Annotated in this window: 22 protein-coding genes and 1 pseudogene; 15 read left to right on the top strand and 8 right to left on the bottom strand. The window is 70.1% G+C overall.

Annotation, left to right across the window (positions count from 1 at the left end; translation table 11 throughout):
- Positions 1–4: 4 nt before the first annotated feature.
- The 7 genes from HUV60_RS04620 to HUV60_RS04590 all read right to left on the bottom strand — a co-directional run bounded on the left by HUV60_RS04620 (position 5) and on the right by HUV60_RS04590 (position 6,432).
- Entirely contained in the window at positions 5–466 is a 462-nt protein-coding gene (locus HUV60_RS04620; protein ID WP_257852119.1) for a DUF6238 family protein, read from the bottom strand.
- A gap of 96 nt (positions 467–562) precedes the next feature.
- Positions 563–2,035 carry an SCO6880 family protein gene (locus HUV60_RS04615; protein WP_257852121.1) on the bottom strand — a complete coding sequence of 491 codons (1,473 nt, stop codon included), beginning with the start codon at positions 2,033–2,035 and terminating at the stop codon, positions 563–565.
- Positions 2,036–2,113: 78 nt separating this feature from the next.
- The gene (locus HUV60_RS04610) at positions 2,114–3,502 is read right to left on the bottom strand and encodes an SCO6881 family protein (RefSeq protein ID WP_257852122.1); all 1,389 of its coding nucleotides are present in this window, start codon (positions 3,500–3,502) and stop codon (positions 2,114–2,116) included.
- Between the two features lie 35 nt (positions 3,503–3,537).
- On the bottom strand, positions 3,538–4,230 hold the full coding sequence (locus tag HUV60_RS04605; protein WP_257852123.1) for a hypothetical protein: 693 nt from the start codon (positions 4,228–4,230) through the stop codon (positions 3,538–3,540).
- Positions 4,230–4,544, bottom strand: a complete 315-nt coding sequence (locus tag HUV60_RS04600; protein WP_215206491.1) for a DUF6112 family protein — start codon at positions 4,542–4,544, stop codon at positions 4,230–4,232. The genes HUV60_RS04605 and HUV60_RS04600 overlap by 1 nt, the downstream gene beginning before the upstream one ends.
- 214 nt (positions 4,545–4,758) lie before the next feature.
- Positions 4,759–5,124, bottom strand: coding sequence for a hypothetical protein (locus tag HUV60_RS04595; RefSeq protein ID WP_257852125.1), 366 nt, complete (start codon positions 5,122–5,124; stop codon positions 4,759–4,761).
- A 174-nt stretch (positions 5,125–5,298) separates the two neighbouring features.
- Positions 5,299–6,432 (bottom strand): C40 family peptidase, encoded by a 1,134-nt coding sequence (locus HUV60_RS04590; protein WP_257852127.1) that lies wholly within the window; start codon positions 6,430–6,432, stop codon positions 5,299–5,301.
- 517 nt (positions 6,433–6,949) lie between these two features.
- On the opposite strand from HUV60_RS04590, the gene HUV60_RS04585 reads away from it, so the two are divergent.
- The 3 genes from HUV60_RS04585 (at position 6,950) to HUV60_RS04575 (ending at position 8,981) form a co-directional block, all read left to right on the top strand.
- Positions 6,950–7,705, top strand: coding sequence for a DNA-methyltransferase (locus HUV60_RS04585; protein WP_257852129.1), 756 nt, complete (start codon positions 6,950–6,952; stop codon positions 7,703–7,705).
- A 251-nt stretch (positions 7,706–7,956) separates the two neighbouring features.
- A complete protein-coding gene (locus HUV60_RS04580; RefSeq protein WP_189906590.1) occupies positions 7,957–8,499 on the top strand; it encodes a DUF4913 domain-containing protein in 543 nt (180 codons plus the stop codon).
- Positions 8,496–8,981, top strand: a complete 486-nt coding sequence (locus tag HUV60_RS04575; RefSeq protein WP_189906570.1) for a hypothetical protein — start codon at positions 8,496–8,498, stop codon at positions 8,979–8,981. Before HUV60_RS04580 ends, HUV60_RS04575 begins: the two co-directional genes overlap by 4 nt.
- Before the next feature lie 58 nt (positions 8,982–9,039).
- Here the strand turns inward: HUV60_RS04575 and HUV60_RS04570 are convergent, their stop codons facing one another.
- A complete protein-coding gene (locus HUV60_RS04570; RefSeq protein ID WP_257852131.1) occupies positions 9,040–9,291 on the bottom strand; it encodes a hypothetical protein in 252 nt (83 codons plus the stop codon).
- A gap of 392 nt (positions 9,292–9,683) precedes the next feature.
- Here HUV60_RS04570 and HUV60_RS04565 point away from each other — a divergent pair, with 392 nt between their 5' ends.
- The 12 genes and pseudogenes from HUV60_RS04565 to HUV60_RS04510 all read left to right on the top strand — a co-directional run bounded on the left by HUV60_RS04565 (position 9,684) and on the right by HUV60_RS04510 (position 18,403).
- Entirely contained in the window at positions 9,684–10,427 is a 744-nt protein-coding gene (locus HUV60_RS04565; protein ID WP_257852133.1) for a hypothetical protein, read from the top strand.
- Between the two features lie 180 nt (positions 10,428–10,607).
- Positions 10,608–10,928: an SH3 domain-containing protein gene (locus tag HUV60_RS04560; protein ID WP_443047498.1), complete on the top strand. Its 321-nt coding sequence runs from the start codon at positions 10,608–10,610 to the stop codon at positions 10,926–10,928.
- A 99-nt stretch (positions 10,929–11,027) separates the two neighbouring features.
- Entirely contained in the window at positions 11,028–11,510 is a 483-nt protein-coding gene (locus HUV60_RS04555; protein ID WP_257852136.1) for a hypothetical protein, read from the top strand.
- Positions 11,507–11,950, top strand: a complete 444-nt coding sequence (locus HUV60_RS04550; RefSeq protein ID WP_257852137.1) for a hypothetical protein — start codon at positions 11,507–11,509, stop codon at positions 11,948–11,950. Before HUV60_RS04555 ends, HUV60_RS04550 begins: the two co-directional genes overlap by 4 nt.
- A gap of 10 nt (positions 11,951–11,960) precedes the next feature.
- Positions 11,961–12,374, top strand: a complete 414-nt coding sequence (locus tag HUV60_RS04545; RefSeq protein WP_257852138.1) for a hypothetical protein — start codon at positions 11,961–11,963, stop codon at positions 12,372–12,374.
- A gap of 42 nt (positions 12,375–12,416) precedes the next feature.
- Positions 12,417–13,259, top strand: coding sequence for a winged helix-turn-helix transcriptional regulator (locus HUV60_RS04540; RefSeq protein WP_257852139.1), 843 nt, complete (start codon positions 12,417–12,419; stop codon positions 13,257–13,259).
- On the top strand, positions 13,256–13,771 hold the full coding sequence (locus HUV60_RS04535; protein WP_257852141.1) for a regulator: 516 nt from the start codon (positions 13,256–13,258) through the stop codon (positions 13,769–13,771). The genes HUV60_RS04540 and HUV60_RS04535 overlap by 4 nt, the downstream gene beginning before the upstream one ends.
- On the top strand, positions 13,768–15,003 hold the full coding sequence (locus tag HUV60_RS04530; protein WP_257852143.1) for an MFS transporter: 1,236 nt from the start codon (positions 13,768–13,770) through the stop codon (positions 15,001–15,003). The genes HUV60_RS04535 and HUV60_RS04530 overlap by 4 nt, the downstream gene beginning before the upstream one ends.
- A 31-nt stretch (positions 15,004–15,034) precedes the next feature.
- The gene (locus tag HUV60_RS04525) at positions 15,035–15,337 is read left to right on the top strand and encodes a hypothetical protein (protein ID WP_257852144.1); all 303 of its coding nucleotides are present in this window, start codon (positions 15,035–15,037) and stop codon (positions 15,335–15,337) included.
- 50 nt (positions 15,338–15,387) lie between these two features.
- Positions 15,388–16,632, top strand: a complete 1,245-nt coding sequence (locus HUV60_RS04520) for an ATP-grasp domain-containing protein (RefSeq protein ID WP_257852145.1) — start codon at positions 15,388–15,390, stop codon at positions 16,630–16,632.
- A complete protein-coding gene (locus tag HUV60_RS04515) occupies positions 16,629–17,780 on the top strand; it encodes an MFS transporter (RefSeq protein WP_257852146.1) in 1,152 nt (383 codons plus the stop codon). Before HUV60_RS04520 ends, HUV60_RS04515 begins: the two co-directional genes overlap by 4 nt.
- Positions 17,777–18,403: pseudogene (locus tag HUV60_RS04510) on the top strand (HAD family hydrolase). The gene HUV60_RS04515 and the pseudogene HUV60_RS04510 overlap by 4 nt, the downstream one beginning before the upstream one ends.
- The last annotated feature ends 24 nt before the right edge of the window (positions 18,404–18,427 follow it).

Genomic DNA, 18,427 nt, shown 5'->3' with positions numbered 1-18,427 from the left:
GTGCTCATCGCACGCAGGTCGTGGTGTGCGGGCGGAGGTCGGTGGGGGTGGTCTTGCGGCGGACGACGTGTCCGGCGGCGAGGTGGCGCTGGCAGATCGTCAGCACGGGAGGGCCCTCGGGAAGCCGTTCCGGATGACAGGCGCTGGTCCTGGCAGTGGCCTCGGTCGTGCCGGGCAGCAGGTGGAAGGCGGCGTGGACTTCGGTGGTGGCCTGCCAGAGCCTGGTGTGGGCGGTGGCCAGGTGACGTCCGGCGGCTGGGTGCGGGGGTCGGGTGTGGTCGGCGAGCCGGTCCAGAAGCTGGAGCAGAGCGGTGAGGTGGGCGTGCAGTACGTCGAGGTGCAGACGGTCCACGGGTCTAGGCGGGTCTGCGTCCGACGGCGCCAGGGCTCGGGCGTGGTGGCGGATGCCGGCGCTCGCGGCGCGGAGGTAGGGGTGCGCGTCGTCGGGGTGCGTGGAGGAGGTCAAGGTGGTGGTCCTTCCTGCCGGTAGGCAGGGTGGTGAGGGGCGCCCCGTCGTGGGTGATCCGGATTGCAGTGGGTCAGGGCGTGCACGGGCGCTGGTTCACAGGGCGGTGCGGGCGAGCGGGAGCGCGGAGAGGGTGAAGGCGTCCGGCTGCTGGTAGTTGAGCCTGCGGAGATCGACTCCGGAGGTGACGGCGTGGGTCTCGATCTGTGCGCAGGCGGCGTCCAGGAGGGCGTCGGTCTCGGCGGTGACGGTGACCAGGCCGGTCAGTGCCACGTCCGCGTGCCCGGCGATGAGCTGGCGTTCGCGGGTCTTGACGTCGGCGTACTCGACGGAATCCTCTTCGGAGTCGACCTGCCCGCGGCGGGCACGCTCGTTGGCGTCGGCGATGATCGCGGCCTTCTTGCGCTGGACGTCCCGCAGTGCGGACTCGAGCCCTTGGGGTACGTAGATGAGGGAGAGGCTGCGGCGCACGCCGGCCGTGAACATCAGCCCGTGCAGGAACCCTGCCCCCATCTCGGTGCGCGGCCAGTTCTCCACCCAGTACGTCACATGCCGCGCGCTGTCGGTGGCGAGGCGGTCGTACTCCTCGAACTGGACGACGGGGCCGGCGGCTGCGGGGTCGGCTTCGGCGCGGCCGGCCTCGGACCACTGCTGGAGCGCGGCGAGCGCCTTCGGGTCGTAGGCGGTGCGGATGACGGCGGCGATTTCCCGCGCGCTCAGCCATCCGGTGACCATCAGGCCGGCGCTGCGGGCGGCCTGGGCGATGGACGTGGTGGTCTGCTGCATGACGGTGAACGCCCCGGGCAGCCCTCCGCCGGCTTGGTTGATCAGGCGCCGGGCGGCCTTGAGGTCGAGGGAGATGGCGAGGTAGGTCTCATGCGGGGCAGCGGCGGGACCGGCCGAGGCGACCAGTTCGGAGTAGATCTGTCCGGCGATGGGAGTCTGGGGTTGCCCGTTCTGGGTCCAGTGGCGGGTGAGGGTGTCACCACTGTCGGGGACAGTGCGTTCCAGTACCTGAACGGTGGCGATGTGTCCGGTGCGGGCGATACCTGCCAGCGCGCGCCCCCAGCTGCTCACGTTGTGGTTCTGGGTGGCGGGGTCGAGGAGGGCGAAGGCACGGCTGGTGACGCGGGCGATGGCGGTCAGGGTCTGCTGGTGCGGGTCGTGGACGGCTGCGGCTCCGTTGGCGGAATCACCGGGGGTGACCACCTTCAGGGAGGCGACGGTGCCGGGAAGGTGGAGGACGCCGTCCTGCCGGGGCCGGGTAACGGGCCGGGCGAGCCAGAGAGTCTGGCCGGTGCGGCGACGGTGCGCGTACCGGGTGACGATCGGTGCCCAGTCGATGAGGGAACGCCCGTGCCGACGGATGGCGACGAGCGCGCCGGATGCCGCCCACAGCGGTGCCAGGGCGAGGGCGCCGAGCAATCCGGTGGAGATTACCGTCATCAGCAGCAGGGCCAGCGTGCAGGAGACGAGGACGAGCTGGGGTAGGGAAAGACCGAGGAGGATGCCGCGGCGACTGCGGTGCGGGAACTTCACCGTAACCGGGGCGACGGAGAGGTCAGACATGGGGCGGGTCCTGGTGGCGCGGAGAGTCCGGGGGCGGGAGGTGGTGTGCACGTCCCGCCCCCGGGAGTCGGGCAGGAGTCAGAGGCCGGTCGGAGGCGGCGGCGGAGCCGACCTGCTCGACGCGGCGTTCTGTGAATCGGAGGATGGGGGTGCGCCCTGCGGAGGCGGTGTCGTCGTCGGCGGAGTGGTCTGCCACCCGCCGCCCTGGCCGGACGCGGCGTGCGCGCCGGATCCACCTGGTCCTGGGCTGCCTCCCACCTGGCCGCTGGTGTTGTCGGACACGCTGGTCGGCGCGGGCTGGACGGCCTTCTCCAGGCCGGACTTGGCAGCATCGCCGCCGGGTGGACCGCCCGTTCCGCTGCCCTGCGAACCGTCCTTGCCTTCGGTGCCTCCGCCGGTCGGGTTGGCGGCGATGTCGCCGGGGAATCCGCCGCCGTCGGGGCCTTGCGGTGCAGCATCCGCTCCGGCGGCAGCGCCACCCGCTCCGGCTGCGGCACCACCGGTTCCGGCGGTGGCCGCGGCTGCGGCGGCCTTGCGGGCGGCCTTCTCGGCGTGAGCCTTCGCGATCTGCGCTCCGGCGCCGCCAGCCCGGTGGATGGACTCGCCGTCGGTGCCGTCGGCTGCCCAGTGCACGAACTTGAAGACGGCGTACGGACACAACAGCACCAGGCCCATGATCACGATGCCGGACATGACGTCGGCGAGCGCGGCGACGCCGTCCTTGGCTTCGGTCTTGCCCATGGCGGCGATGCCGAGGACGAAAATGACGGTCATCAGGAGCTTGCTGACAACGAGGGTGGCGGTGGCTTCGATCCAGCCCTTGCGCCAACGTCGGGCGACCTCCCAGCCGCCGCCGGCGGAGGCGAAGACGGCGAGGGTGACCATGACGAGGATGCCGACCTTGCGGACCATCATCACGCACCAGTACAGGACGGCGCCGACGGCGGCGCCCAGACCGGCAACGACCGCGACGAGCCAGCCGAGGCCGGCCAGACCGGGGATCTGGTTGACCTTCACGATGCGACGTACGGCCGAGGCGATGTCCAGCTTCGCGGCCTGGAGCAGGCCGTCGGAGACCGCGTCGACCACTTCGATGGCGACCGTGGTCAGGGAGATGGCGCAGAAGGCGAACAAGACGCCGCTCATGGTGCCGGTAAAGGCTTGAGTGAGGGCTTGTCCGTCCCGTCTGACGGCTGCCCGTACCAGTTGCGCACAGAAGGTGGCGACCAGCAGCACCAGGCCCAGCGGCAGAAGCATCTCGTAGTTGTCGCGGAACCACCCGGCGTTCAAGTCGACCCTGGTGGTGGTGTCGACCGCCTCGGCGGCCAGGTCAGCCGATGCGGCTGCCAGCTCACCTGCCGACTTCGCCATCCAGTCACCGATGGCCTTGCCAGGGTCCGAGGCGAAATCCACCGCGTCGCCGACGGCGCACAACTTGTCTGCCAAAGGCAGATCGCAGAAACCCACGGGGGAGTCTCCTCCTTTCTCGTGTCAGGCGCGGGTCACTGGGTGACGCTCGGAGCGATGGCGGCCAGGGAGCAGTCGTGGCTGGGGCGGCACTGGACGGCGAGGGTCACTGCGCGTTCCTCGGCCCCTGCGCCGCCGTTCTTCCAGGTGATCTGCTGCGTGCCGTTGATGGTGACGACGTAGATGTATGCCTCGGTGATCGCGGACGGGTCGTCGGCCAGCGCCTGCTTGAACGCGCCGGGGTAGTGGCCCTCGGTGACGTGAGCGGTGGCGTGCTGGTTCTGGTCGGCCATGCGCGACCACAGCACCGGGTCGGGGACCTGGCCAGAGACCGAGGCCCAGTCGGCGTACTTGGTCTCGGTGGTCATCCAGGCGCGCATGCCGGCGAGTTGCTGGTCGCGGCTGGTGTAGCGGGTGTCATAGGACCAGAGCATCTGGGCTGCCGCCTTGGCGTATGCGACCGGTTCGGAGATCTGCGGAGGCTTGGGCACCGATCCGGATCCGGAGGAAGGCTTGGGGGCGGCCTCGGAGGAGGGCGGGCTGCCAGTCGGGGCGGGCGCGGCACTGTCCGGGGCTTGGTGGTCGTTGCCGCCGCCGGTCAGCAGGGCGACGATCCCGGCGAGGGCGAGCAGGCCGGCGACGGCGGCAGCGACGATCGCGATGCGCCGGTTGGTAGACCAGCCCGCGCCGTACGAGGACAGCGAAGAGGAGGGGAAGCGTTTCCGCATCAGTGGACCTGTGATCCCAGGTCGGAGAAGAAGGCCACGATGCCGTTCGCGGCACCCAGACCGAGGGCGGCGCCGGCGGCGACGACGGCGCCCTTTTTCCCGTTGGCCTCGGCTTGGTGTCCACCGGTGTGGTGGCCCCAGGCCCATACGCCGAGCGAGACGGCGAGGGCGCCGACGACGGCGATGATCCCGAACATGTTGATGCTGTTGACCACGTTCTTCAGCACGGCGAGGCCGGGCAACCCGCCGCCCTGGGGCGAGATTCCTGGGTCGTAGGCGAGCTGTATGACGCGGTCTGCAAGAGGGACGGACATAGGTGTGGCGGGCTCCTTGCATACGCGGGCCAGGTGAGGGCCGGCGGGAAAAGTGAAGCGGAGGGGGACGTGCGCTCAGGGCGCGAAAGTCGCCGCGGCGGCGGCTTGCCCGGACCTGCGTCGGGCAGAGGCGGGGAGAGTCCAGTCCTCGGGCCGGGGCGCGGCTTCGAAGCCGCCTTTTCTGCTTGGGGCCAGGGAGGGCTGTCAGGGCGCGCTACTTCGGAATCGGCGGCTTCGGTGCCGGGTTCGACTCGTACGGGTTGGCGCAGTCGTAGATCATGTATCCGCGGATCTTCTTACCGTCGGACTTCCGGGTCACCGCGCCACGGGTGTCCCAGGTCTTCTCTGCGCCCTTGTACGCGAACTGGTTGTAGGCGCCCTTGTCGTGCCGGTAGGCGATGCCCACGACGGCGGACTTCTTGGAAGGATCCTTGTGGACCTTGACCGCCTTGCACGAGATCGTCGTGTAGCTGGTGTCGTACGCCTGGGCTATGGAGGCGCTGGCCAGGCCACCGGCGGCAACTGCGAGGCCGATCGAGCTGGCCGTGAGGGCGCGCCGGACGCGGGAGGAGATTGTCACGTGGACGCTCCGGGGGTTGGGAGATGGAGAGTGGGCCGTTCGACTCGTCCCGCTGGGCGGTTCGCCGGGCGAGACGGCGAGTGCGGAGGGAGTTGGCCTCCGAGCCCGGCTATCGGGCAGTCCACTGGCGAGGTCCTGGCGACGGCGGCTCGCGGGCCTGCGGGCTGACCGGGGTCAGAGGACGCGGCGGGCGGCGAGAATGTCCCAGTCCTTGAGCGGGGTGATCCGGACCGGTTTGGTGGTGCGCGGTGCCTCGATCACGAGGCCCTCGCCCATGTACATGCCGACGTGCTCGGGCCGGGCGGCGGTACCGCGACTGAAGATCAGGTCGCCGGGCTTTAGGCGAGCGGGCGAGACCGCCTTGCCTTCGTTGACCTGCGTGTACGTGGTGCGGGTGAGCGTGATGCCGACATGGGCGTACGCCTGCTGCATCAGGCTGGAGCAGTCGCAGCGGCCCATAGGGTCGGGACCGTGCGCGTTCGTGCAGGATCCGCCCCACTGGTAGAGCGTGCCGAGTTGGTGCATCGCCCACTCGATGGCCTTTCGGGCCTTCGGGTCGGCGTCCTTGGGGATCGAGTAGCCCTTGGGGACGCTCCCTTCGGGGATGCGGCCGAAGCCTGACCCATCCTGGCCCGGCGCACAGCCGGTCGTGCTGGTCGAGGGCTTCTCGCCCTGGTGTGCGTCCTTGTCGTCCGCGTCATCGCCTGCGCCGGGGAAGGTCTTGGCGATGGCGCACTGCAGCGCGGTGGCCAGGCTTTCCCACTGCGCATACGCGTCCGGGAAACCGGACTTCTGCACGGCTTGGGCAGCCTGGGTGACAGTCATCTGCTGCCAGCCGTCCACCTTCAGCAAGTGCTTGTAGAACTGCTCGGAGGCGTAGACCGGATCACGGATCTGCTGGGCGCTGCCCCAACCCTGGGAGGGACGCTGCTGGAAGAGTCCGAGGGAGTCGCGGTCGCCGTAGTTGAGGTTGCGCAGTCGGCTCTCCTGCATCGCCGTGGCGAGCGCGATGATCTGTCCCTTCTTAGAGACGTCGAGGGAGAGGCCGGCGGCCACGATCGTCTGGGCATTCGGGACCTGCTCGGCGGGCAGGTCCAAGCCCTCGACGTGCACGTCTTTGTCGGAGGCGCCGTCGAGGATCTTGGTTACCTGCTCGGCGACCTTGTCGCTGTCGATATCGGTCAGGCAGTCGCTGAAGGAGCCGCTGCTCTGCACGGCATCGGCGGAGGAGGCCAGCGTCATGCCCATGCCGACGATCAGGAGCGGGGAGAGGAAGACAACGCCGATACCGGCGGCGAGCCCCTTCAACCTGAGCGGACCGCTCGCCGGTCAGCGGTTTCGGGCATGGGTGGGTAGCGAGACGTCATGAACGGCTCCTTGAGGGTGTGGTGTCCGGCGTGGCGCGTGCGCGAGGCGTGGTGGAAGGACGCGGCGGCCGGGGTGGGCGATCGGAGACGGGCCGGTGTGGGCGAGTTGCCGCTTGCTCCGTGTGTGGCCGTGCCGTGAGCTAGGTGTGCCGGGGCAGGGGGTACCTCCGTGAGGTGTGGCAGGGGAGTAGCCAGCGGCGGTGTGCGCCGGGCGGTTCAAAAACAGTAGGCGCGGATCGGCGGTTGACCAAAAAGTTCGGCGTGAGGTGCCGGAAACCGGCACCTCAGCACGGCACTTCTTGGTCGTCGGCGGATTCGGCTCTACAGTTCTTGGACTCCCCCCTCGCCTTCCTCCGCCTGTGGCCATGGGCTTCTGCATGCCCATTTCCGGCCCGTGAGGACTCCTGTGCGAGGCGGGGTCTCCCTCCGCGATTCCGCACCCGAATAGGGGTTCCTCTTTGCCTTTTTCCCTGCATCAGGGCGACGCTCTGGCCGTTCTCTCCGGTCTCCCGGACGGCTGCGTCGACTCCGTCATCACCGACCCGCCGTACAACAGCGGTGGCCGGACCGCGAAGGAGCGCACCACCCGCTCCGCGAAGCAGAAGTACACCTCCGCCGATGCCAAGAACGACCTTGCCGACTTCCCCGGCGAGAACATGGACCAGCGGTCCTACTCGTTCTGGCTGACGCAGATCATGACTGAGGCCCACCGGCTGACGAAGACCGGCGGGACCGCGCTGCTGTTCACCGACTGGCGCCAACTCCCCACGACGACGGACGCCATTCAGGCCGCCGGATGGCTGTGGCGCGGAGTGCTGGCCTGGCACAAGCCGCAGGCCAGGCCCCAGAAGGGCCGGTTCACCCAGAACTGCGAATTCATCGTCTGGGCGTCCAAGGGGCCGATTGACGGCTCCCGGAACCCGGTCTACCTGCCGGGTATGTACTCGGCTTCGCAGCCCTCGGGGTCCAAGCGCCAGCACATCACGCAGAAGCCGGTCGAGGTGATGCGCGAGCTGGTCAAGATCAGCCCCGAAGGCGGCACGGTCCTCGACTTCTGCGCCGGCTCCGGCTCCACGGGCGTCGCCGCCCTGCTGGAAGGCCGGGACTTCATCGGCGTGGAGAAGACCGAGCACTACGCGTCGATCGCGGCCGACCGGCTCGCCGAGACGATCCGCGCAACCCTCACGCAGGACGACGTGGTTCTCGCCGTCTGATCCGGGTCCTCTCCTGCCGCCAACGCCACCGGCTACCTGCATAGCCGCTGGTGGAGCAACGCCGGAGCGGACGTGCGATTTCGCTGTCCGGTCCGTGCAACGACGCTTTCGCCCTTCTCTTATCCCGTGTCTCGTAGGAGGCCGAACTTTCAATGTCCGAAACCGCAAAGCCCTCTGAAGATGGGGAGTTGGAGCCGGTTCGCATTCCGGATCCGCAGTTGGAGGGAATCGAGGCGAGCGTGCGGCGGCTTATGGAGCAGTCGGCGCAGCAGGCTCAGCAGCTCGACCACCTCGCATCCGCGCCGGCGCCGAGCGGGTCACCGTTCGCCGCGTTCGGCATGCCGGGACTCGGCGGGCTTCCGGCCGCAGCTCCGCCGGAGCCCCGCCCGATCCTGGAACTTGACGGGGAGGAACGGGAAGACGAACTCGACGCCCTCTCGGACTGGGTCGACGACTTCTTCCTCCCGGTCTACGGGGCGGAGGTCACCACCGCGGCGCCCTGGTGCCTGCAGTGGCAGGAACACGACGACGTCGTGGCCTGGCTCCACGCCCTGTGGCTCGCCTACCAGCAGCACAAAGACCCCGAAGCCGGGCTCTCCGGGCTGTTCGTGTGGCACCGGGACTTCCTCACCCATGCCGTCGCCGCGATTCGTGCTCCGGGCGGACCGCTGTCGGCCTGCATGACCTCTCCCGACCGGCCCGCGCACCGTCTCCTGCCCGGCCCGCCGCCGTCCGTGCGCACCGAGACCGCGGCCACAGAGGAAGCCACCGAGCCGGACGAGCCGACGTCATGACTGCGAGAGCCGGACAGCCTGCCTTCGGACTGAGCTTCGACCCTCGCGCGCTGACCGATCTCCTCCAGGCCCCCAGCGATATCCGCGACCTCACCCTCGCCTACCTGCAGGAAGTGGTGAACGCGCAGCGCTTCGGACAGCGCCTCGATGGCGACCTGGAGGGATTCCGGAAGCTGTTCGTGGACCGCCGCAAGGACTGGCGCGTCGTTTACGGCGTCCGTCCGGCGCCTGCGGAATCCGCCCACCCCAAGGAAATCCACGTCATCGCGGTTCGGCCGCGTGCGGGCAACGATATCTACGACGAAGTCGGCCGCCGCCTGGGGATGACCCGCCGGCCGCTGAGCGCTCGGACGCACGCGGCCCGCTCGCGTTCCCCGCAGCTGACCACCCGCACTCCCGTACCCCGGCCTGGTCCGCCGCCTGCTGCGCTGCCGGGTCTGCCCCGTCCCGCACTCAACCCCGCGCACCATCCCACCCGCTGAACGCACGGAGCGTCGCCCACGCCCCCTCAACCCGCGCCGACACCCGCCCGGCGTGCGGTCATGCAGCTCGACCATCACCGGCCACGGCATCGACGCCCTGTGGGCCTACCGCAACCGCGACGCCCTCGACGAACCACACGCCCAGCTGGTTGACCGGCACCGCACGCCGGCCAACGCATAGATCGGCATCACCTTCCACTTCAAGCTGCTCAACCGGCTCATGAACGGCGAGTTCCCTGTCGACGGCGCCCTCTTCGTACGCATCGACCGCACCGTGGACCAACTGGAGGTAGCCACCGACGCGCGCCACGCCGCCACCCAGAAGGTGCTCGTCGCCCTGGAGCCCATCGAGGCCGCCGCCTCAGCGTCGAGGCCCGACGGACCACCGCTTTCGACCGATGACCGGGCGGCACTGCTCGCCATCGTCGGCGGTACCAAGCTCCACGAACACCTCCTGACCGACCGGCAGAGCATCCGTGACCGCCTCCTCCGGCACCCGCATCCCCTACCCCCAGATGCAGAAACTGCAACGCGTCGGCCTGATCGTCCGGGACACCAGCCACCCGGTACACGCCGGCCAGCCTGTCTCCCTCACCGACGCCGGACTCCAACGACGCACGTGCCGAAGAGCCCGGATCGCCCCGGTGCCTCGCCGTCCACTCCCGCGAAGCGGCGCTGAAATCCACCGATCCCGAAAGGCTCTTGTTGTCCCCCACCGAACCGGCGCCGGTCGAGAAGTCCATCCCCCACGTCGACTTCGAACTGGACGACCTCGACCCCGACGAGGAGAGGTACCTCGACTTCTACCGCAAGGTCGCTGTCCACGAGGACATGCTCGTCCCCCTCGCCGAACACCACGACGGCCCGAACAGCTACTACGTACTGTTCGACCGCACCGCCACCTGGGGACACCCCGGCATGCCCCAGATACTCGCCGTGCATCTGCAACGGGACTACGAGAAGCGGACGTTCAGCTTCGAGCAGGCACCGCTGCCGCTGCCCGCGATGGCGCAGTCCTGGCTCATCCACCGCGGCTGCCCGCACGACGCCATCGACCTCGACGCCGAATCGGGACCGCCTCCAGCGGACGAGGCCACGCGAGCACTGGAGCGACGCCTCGTCGGCGACGGCGACCACTACGCCATGGGCTACTCCTACACCAGCGACAACCCGGACGACATGGTCATCGTCGTGGTTCTGCGTGCCCTGGACGCGCAAGCCCCCAGCCCGTTCCGCGTGGTGGTCGAGGAGGTCGATACCGAGAGGTGGACGCACACCCTGCGCGAGGGCGGCTTCGACACGGCCGATGAGGCCCTGCAGTGGTGCAACGACCGCCTCACCGGCGAGGCCGCCCCTCTCCCGCCGGTCCGCCCGGCAGTCACCGCCAGCCACCCGGCCAGCGTGGCGAAAGCCCCTGCCCCACGCCCGCCAGGCCGTTCACGTTGAGCGCTCAGCCGGAGTCGGGCGGCGCAACATAGCCGACGATCGCCGGTTAGCCAAACCGGCGATTCTCCGGACTCTTATACAGCCGCCGGAACAACTCCCGCGGCCCCTTCCCCGCATTCCCTGTGCCTTCACGGAGGTTTCTTCCGCATGCGCTCCACCCGAATTGCCATATCCGCGGCGATGCTCGGCGCGCTCGCGCTGCCGGCGCTGTCCGTCACCTCCGCCAGCGCCGCGACCGTACCCACCGCAGCAACCGCCACCCCTGCCGTGAGCTGCCACAACCTGCCACCGCTCCCTTACGAGGTGCACGCCAAGGCCGTGATCATCCGGTCCAAGGCCAGCTCGAAGTCCACCGCGCTCGGCGTGCTCTACAAGAACCACAAGTTCAGCGTGGCCAAGAAGAGCGGCAACTGGCTCTACATCACGGACAAGACGACCGGGGTCAAGGGCTGGGTCTCCGGCACGTACGTCTACCGCGACGTTCGCATGTGCCTGGACTGACTGGCCGGACCCAGCACGTCCCGCGAAGCGGCGCGGGCACCGAGTACAGCCGCCTCTTACATTCCCCAGGCACCGGCCTATCCAGAACAGGAGATCCCTTTGACCGACGGCATATCCGATGAGTCTGCGGATGTCGTGGGCGTGCTCACCGAACGGATCGAGGCCCGCTTCGACATGGGCATGGACCAGTTGAAGGCTGCGGTCGCCGCCGCTCCGACTGCGAACCCGGACGCCACCGACGTCGTCAAGTGGCACGGCCTTCTCGTCGAGGCCCAGTCCGTGCTGGAGCGTGCGGAGGACGACCTCGTCGCAGCCCTACAGACCCAGCCCAGCGAGGTCGACGATCCGACGATGGGCCTCGCCCACCGAGTGAACGCCGCCGTCACTGCCCGCGACGGCCGGGCCATGGTCGTACGTTGGCTCCTCGACCCGGACGCTCCGGGCAAGAAGGGCCTCGCCGCAGAGCGCCTGGCCCGTCTCCAGACCCGAAGCGGCCCGGCGGTGCAGACCAGCGCCCCCAACCGGCCGACAGGGACACCCGCGCCGGCGTCGGCGTGGGGGCCAGCACGGTCCGCCCGATGAGCCGGGACAAGGCCAGCACCATGGACGCCGACCTGCAGAAGGTCTTCGGGAACCCGGTACCCGAGCTGTACGAGGCGGCTGCCGGCCACGATGCTCCACCCGCACTCGCCCACGCTCTGGAGCTGCGCTCGTTCCTGGCGCTCACCGAGGAGCAGGTCACCCGCATCCGCGACCGTGTCCACGCCGACATGGATCCCGCCCTTGACATGGACGAACTGTCGGCGGACAAGCTCCGCTTCGACGCGCAGTGGCTGGAAGCAGCACTGGAGGCCCGCGACGGCTACCGCGCAGCCCTAGGCGAGCTGCTGCGCACCATGCCCCCGCCCGCCCAGCAGTCCCGGCCCGTACGAACGGCTCAGCTCAGGGCCACCGCCACCCTGCCCCCGTCTGCCGCCCCGGCACCCCAGCGTGCCGGGGCGGCTCAGGCCCGCCGACCGTGAAAGCCCCCGATTGCTCCACCTCACGTCCACTGACATAGCCGTACAGATCGAGGACCTGTACGACGCACCGCTCGCCGACCTCAAAGCCCACGCACAGGACCAGCCACCCGGCATGCTCTCCGCCCTGCTCGGTATGCACGACACCCTCGCCCTGGCCGAGCGCAGCATCGACTTCCACCGCGACCACCTCACCCGGCTCATCCACCCCGAGCGGCAGATCGGCCCGCACGAGGTCTCCCACCTCCTCGACGGCACCCGCCGACTCGCCGAAGCCGTCGCCATCCGCGAGATCCAGGCCAAGTCGATCGCCGCCGTCCTGCAGAGCCTGGCCCGCGCCCCGGCCCCGACGCCTGCCTCGCCGACTCCCTCACCGCCTGCCCCGGCCGCGCCCCTTGCGGCCCAGAGCGTGGCACACAGCCGCTGACCCCAGGCGATCCCCCTTTCCTTTCACCCAGGAGTTCCTCCCTTGGCCATCACCGCTCTGCCCCCCGATGCCGACGCCGACATCACCCGGGTCACCGAGGCCCTCGCCATGATCACCCCGCGTTGGAACGTGAGGATCCTGCTGGCCCTCTCCGGCCCGCCGCTGCGCTACAGCGAACTGGCGGCCAAGGTGTCCTGGCTGCAGAACGGCCAGCTCCACCCCAAGCTCAAGGCGCTGTGCGACGCCGGACTTGTCGAGCGCACCGAACACACCGCACGGCACGTGACCTACGGCCACACCGAGCGAGCCACTGCCCTGCTGCCGATCCTGCCGATGATCGTCACCTGGGCCGAGGAGCATCTGGAGAAGGCGGAGCGCCCGCTGGCAGCGATCGAGCAGATCGAGGACAGCCTCACCCTGCTCACCCGGCGCCACGCCGCGGCCATTCTGTGGGTGCTCAAGTCGCGTAAGGAGGTCAGCGGCCGGGTTCTGGCCCGGATCGTGATGCCCAGCAGCGACTGGACGAACATCTATCCGCCGTTGCGCCAGCTCGTTGCCGACGGTCTGGTCGACACTGAGGGAAACGGCCGGCCCTACCGGCTGTCCGCCGCCGGCGATGCCCTGGGCCCCGTGCTCGGCACGCTGTCCGCCTGGTCCGCTGGTCAGCCCCTTGAGCAGGCGGTCCGCCACCCCGTCTGGGGCCAGTTGCAGGCCAAGAGCGCGCCGAGGCCGTGGGTCAGCAGCCAGTCACGGCCGACGCCCGCGGCGCTGCCACCCGCTCGGGCGGTGGGGTCGTCCCCGGTGTGGCACCACCGCGACCTTTTCTCGCACGCCGCCGCCGGCCGCCCGACGGCAGTCATCTCGGCGGGAGGACCGCGCCGATGAACGCTTCCTTCACCCTTGCCGAAGCACGTCGCGCTGTCGAACTGCTGGCCTCGCGCTCCTTGATCCGTCTGGTCACCGAGATCGACGACAACGGCGCCATACCGCCGCGTCGGCTCGCCGGCACCCTGCCCGACCTTTCCACACACCAACTGCGCAGTGCATCCGACATGGCCCGCGCCCACGGCCTCGTCCGGGTCGCGCCCGGCGCCAGTCTGGAACTCACGGACTCAGGAATGGAGCTGGCCGACCTGTTCGACGCGCTAGCCCGGTGGGCGCGACGTCACTCGCTCCCCGCCGCCGCCTGCGAGTTCAGCAGCCGTGTCCAGCATGCCCTCGGCCTGCTGGCACCATCGCTCACCCCCGAGAGCGCCGACCGCCCCGCACCCCTACCCAACGTGCGCCCCATCAGCGTGGAGGCTGAGGCGGACCTGGCCTGTGCCCGCACGCTCCTGATCCAGTGGCTGGCAGGGAACTCCCAGGTGGCCAGGGCCGAGCCCGAGCGGGCCGCGTGAGCGCAGCGGTCACACCCCGGCACGCACGCCACACTGCCGGGCTGATGAGCAGCATCTACCTGCCGCGCACGGCGGACGCGTTGGCGTTCGCGATGTCCACTTACGGCATCCCGTTGCTGGTTCTGGCCACGACTGGCTCCGCCGTACTGACAGGGGCCGCCTTCGCCCTGGAGTGGATCCCGCGCCTGGCCGCATTCGGGTGGGCCGGATCGATCGTCGACCGGCGCGGCGCCTCAGTGGTCTTCCACCTCGCTTCCCTGGGACGGGCGGTGGCTCTCGCCGCCGGCGCGGTCCTGCTGTACCTCTACCCGTCCGGTGCCGTGGCGACCGCGACGGTGATGGTGCTGGCGGCGGCGACCGGTGTGCTCACCGAGTTCAGTTACATCGCAGTCGAGACCGCAGGTGCCGCCGCCGGCCGCCGAGCGGGGCCTCGGGCTCACCGTGTCCAGGCCGTCCTGCTCGGCATCGACCAGACCGCGACCTTGGCCGGACCGGCGCTCGCCGGCGTGCTGCTGCTCGCCGGGCCGCCGTCGATGCTCGCGGTGGTCACCGTGCTCTCGCTGCTCGCCGCGCTGCTCGCCCTGCGCACACCGCCCTCGCCCGTTGCCCCGGCCCGCGCTCCGAAGGGGCGGCCCGGCGCCGGGCTCGTCACCGGGTGGCTCACCATCCGCGCGCTCCCGGCGCTCGGCTGGTTGGTGACCGGGCTGACCCTGTCCAACCTGTCTATCGGCCTTCTCCAAGCAGCCGGTCCCGTGATCGTCGTCCAGCACTTCGGGCAGTCCACCACGGCAGTCGGCCTGGTGTGGTCCGCCGCAGCGGCGGCCACCCTTGTGGCCGTCACCATCTGCCGGTTCGCGTTGGACCGCCTGGGTCTGTGGCCAGTGGGAGCCGCCTGCTCCCTCATCGCTTCGCTCGCCTGTCTCGCTGCTGCCCTGGCCCCCGACTATCTGTCCTACCTGGTCATGGTCGCGGTCCTGATGGCAGCCGATGGCGGCCTGGCGGTCGTCCTGCGCACCCTGCGCTCCCGCCTGATCCCCCCGGAGACGTTCGGCAGCACCCTGTCGGCCACCATCCTCATCCTTCTGCTGCCCTTCCCGGTCGCCGGTGTGCTCACCGCGCTCACCCCGCCCGACGCGTTGGGCCACGTCATCACCGCCTGCGCCGCCCTGCAAACACTCGGCCTGTTCTGCGCCTTCGCCCGCCTGCGCACCGACCCAGCTCTGCGCACCTGACCCGGCTGTCCTCGGCCCGTGGAGAACCTTTATGACCATCGCCGCTTTCGGGTCGCACCGAGCGACCGGCCGCACCATCACCGAGCAGTTCCACACCTTCGACGCCCGCAACCCGCACGTATACCGCGCCCTGGAACGCCTGGCCGCCCGCCGCCTGGCCGCCGGAGCCACACGGGTCAGCCTCAAGGATCTCCTCGAAGACCTGCGACGCCAACTCCCGTACGGCGTCGCCGGGCTGAACAACAACTTCACGGCTCTCTACGCCCGCCGTCTGAACGACGACCACCCCCACTGGGTCGACGCGTTCGAGCTGCGCCGTCGCCGCGCCGCCTGAGACACCCCCCTTTTTTCTGCCCTGCCATCCCTCGATACGGAGAACTCCTCTTGCCCGCTCGCCCTGTTGTACTTGTCGTCGCTCCCGGAGATGAGAACTACCGCGGTTACTGCCTTGAGCAGGTCGCCGACGCCTACGACGTCGTGCTGCTCACCGGCACCGAACCGTCCTGGGAGAAGCCGCACATCACCGATCACGCCGTCGTCGACCTCAGCGATCCTGCCGCTCTGCTGGCAGGGGGCCGGGCCCTGGCCGGACGCCACGACCTCGCCGGTGTCATGACCTGGGACGAGTGGAACGTGGTCCCGACCGCCCGCCTCGCGCGCCAGCTCGGCTTGTCCACCACCGCGCCCGAAGTGATGCAGGGGTGCCGCAACAAGGCCACCGCTCGGTCGCTGTTCGCCCGCCACGGCGTGCCTTCGGCCGCTTCGGTGAGCGTGCGTACCCGCCAGGAGGCCGAAGCCGCCGCCGAACGGATCGGCTACCCCGTGGTGCTGAAGCCCGCCTCACACGCAGGTGCCATCGGCGTGCTCCGCGTCGACGACCGCGATCAGCTCACTGCCGCCTACCAGGCAGCCGAACGGACGGCCGGTCAGGGAACCGAGAGCACCAGCGTCCTCGTCGAGGAGTTCCTCGACGGGCCGGAGATATCCGTGGAGTGCGTCACCTACCGCGGCGCCACCACGGTGGTCGCGGTCAACCGCAAGGCCATCAGCCCTCCGCCGCACTTCGAGCAGCTGGCCCACAGCGTGGACGCCGACGATCCGCTCCTGGAGACTGTCGCGCCGGCCGCCCGGGCGGCGATCAACGCCCTCGGCATCACCGACGGCGTCAGCCACATTGAGATGCGGCTCGTCGACGGCAAACCCCGCCTCATCGAGGTCAACGCCCGCCTGGCCGGAGACATGATCGGCCACCTCGTGCGTCTCGCCACCGGCATCGACCTGCCTCGTGCCGCAGCCGACGTCGCCTGCGACCGTGCTCCCGACCTCACGCCCACCAGGTCCTCGGCCGCCGCCATCCGGCTCCTCTACCCGGACACCTCCGGCACTCTCACCCACCTCACCTATGACGGGCCCCACCCGACGTGGCTGGACCGGCTGCACTTCCAGTGCCGCCCCGGCAATCAAATCCTCCTCCCCGCCGACGGAGGAAGCCTGTACACGGGCCGGCTCGGTTACCTCATCACCACTGCCGCCACCAGCCAGCAGGCGCGTGCACGCGCCGACCAGGCCGCTCGTGCTGTCACGGTGGTCCTCGACCGGACCTCCGGCACCCGCAGCACCGCGGCGTGAGCGCGGTGTCTGCGGCTGACCGGCACAGCCGGGCGCTGCTGACCGGGTACTTCCTCGGCCTCGGGGCCATCATGGCGGTGTGGGGCGCCCGGATGCCTGCTGTGCAGCAGGCGGCCCACCTCGGCACCGCAGGGCTGGCCCTGGTTCTGCTGGCCGCTGCCGTCGGCATGGTCGCCGGGCTTCAGCTCGGAGGCCGCTACGCTCACCCGGCGCGGCTACCGGCTCTGCTCAGCGCTGGGTCCATCGCCCTGGCCGGATGCCTCGTCCTCGTGGGCCAAGGCGAGAGCCTGTCCACGTTGCTGGCGGCGGCTCTCGCGTTCGGTCTCGCGCACGGCGTCCTTGATGTAGCCGTCAACACCGCGGCCGTCCGCTGCCAGAACAGTATCGGTCGGCCCATCATGTCCGGCCTTCACGCCACCTACTCCCTCGGCGCCCTCGCCGGCGCCGCCCTGGCCGCCCTCACTGCCCAGGCCCCACACAGCACTCTCTTCACCGCAACAGGCACCCTCCTGGCCGGCGTCGCAGTCGCTGCCGTGCCGGTCACCCGAAGCCTGAACGGCGCAGACCGCCCCGCATCACACACCGGAGCCGGGGAGCTGCCTCTGCTTCCGTCGCCGGGAAAGCTCTGGCTTCTGGCCGCGCTGGCCGCTGCGAGCTTGCTTGGGGAGGGAGCCGCCGCTGACTGGGCCGCCGTGCACCTTCACACCCTGGGCGCCCCGACGGCCGCGAGCGCCACCGCGTTCGCACTGTACAGCGCCGCCATGGCCGCAGGACGGCTGACCGGAGACCGGCTCACCGCAGCCTTCGGCGCCCCGACAGTCGTACGGGCCGGAGCCGTTCTCGCCACGGTCGGACTGACCATCGGCGTCATCGGGAACAGCACCCCGCTGGCACTGACCGGCTGGGCGGTCTTCGGACTCGGCCTGTCCACCACCGTCCCCTCGCTCATCACCGCGGCCGGAGCCGGCGGAGCCAAGGCCGTGGCCACGGTCACCGCCACCGGCTACCTCGGCCTCCTCGCCGGACCGGCCCTCATCGGAGCCCTGGCCAGCGTCACCACCTTGTCCACGGCCCTGCTGCTGCCCGCCCTCCTCGCAGCAGCCGTCGCCGCCCTCGCCCACCGCGCCCTGGAGAACCCCACCCCGTGACACCCACCACCGCCCAGACGGGCCTGGACGCCGTCATCCTCGACTACAACGGCGTCATCGGCCTGCAGCCCACCACCGGCCAGTGGTACCGCCTGGCCCGCACCGCCCTGTGGTCCGACGACGACCTGCCCGCCTTTCAGCACGCCTTCTGGAGTGCCCGCTCTGCATACGACGCCGGGCAGCTCAGCGATCTCGCGTACTGGACCACGGTCCTCGGCCACCACCCCGGCACCCGGCGGCTGCGTGAACTTCGCGACGCCGACACCGACATGTGGACGTCCACCGACGACCGCGTCGTGGAAGTCCTGCACCAGGCCCACGAGTCCGGGCTGCCGCTGGTGCTGTTGTCGAACGCACCCCACCACCTCAGCGATATTCTCGACCGCCACCCGTGGCGCCGCCTGATGACCCACGCTTTTTACTCAGCCCGGCTCTAGGTCTGCAAACCCGACCCGGCCGCCTACCAGCATGCGATGAACGCCACCGGCGCCGACCCCCACCGCGTCCTCTTCGTGGACGACCGGTCCGACAACTGCCACGCAGCCCACCGCCTGGGCCTGCGCACCTTGCACTACACCGGTCGCCCCACCGACCTCGCAGCCGCCCTGCAGCCCCCGAACTGACCCCACCCCTTCCCCTAGGATTCA

It is taken from the genome of Streptomyces sp. KMM 9044, from assembly GCF_024701375.2.
Classification (GTDB): Bacteria; Actinomycetota; Actinomycetes; order Streptomycetales; family Streptomycetaceae; genus Streptomyces.
The sequence above is the reverse complement of the archived record's forward strand: the minus strand, read 5'-3'. Positions and strand labels throughout refer to the sequence as shown.

Coding starts and splice junctions, on each gene's coding strand:
- HUV60_RS04615 (WP_257852121.1), bottom strand. CDS start 2,035: ATGTCTGACCTCTCCGTCGCCCCGGTTACGGTGAAGTTCCCGCACCGC.
- HUV60_RS04605 (WP_257852123.1), bottom strand. CDS start 4,230: ATGCGGAAACGCTTCCCCTCCTCTTCGCTGTCCTCGTACGGCGCGGGC.
- HUV60_RS04600 (WP_215206491.1), bottom strand. CDS start 4,544: ATGTCCGTCCCTCTTGCAGACCGCGTCATACAGCTCGCCTACGACCCA.
- HUV60_RS04580 (WP_189906590.1), top strand. CDS start 7,957: ATGGAGCAGTCGGCGCAGCAGGCTCAGCAGCTCGACCACCTCGCATCC.
- HUV60_RS04575 (WP_189906570.1), top strand. CDS start 8,496: ATGACTGCGAGAGCCGGACAGCCTGCCTTCGGACTGAGCTTCGACCCT.
- HUV60_RS04560 (WP_443047498.1), top strand. CDS start 10,608: ATGCTCGGCGCGCTCGCGCTGCCGGCGCTGTCCGTCACCTCCGCCAGC.
- HUV60_RS04550 (WP_257852137.1), top strand. CDS start 11,507: ATGAGCCGGGACAAGGCCAGCACCATGGACGCCGACCTGCAGAAGGTC.
- HUV60_RS04535 (WP_257852141.1), top strand. CDS start 13,256: ATGAACGCTTCCTTCACCCTTGCCGAAGCACGTCGCGCTGTCGAACTG.
- HUV60_RS04525 (WP_257852144.1), top strand. CDS start 15,035: ATGACCATCGCCGCTTTCGGGTCGCACCGAGCGACCGGCCGCACCATC.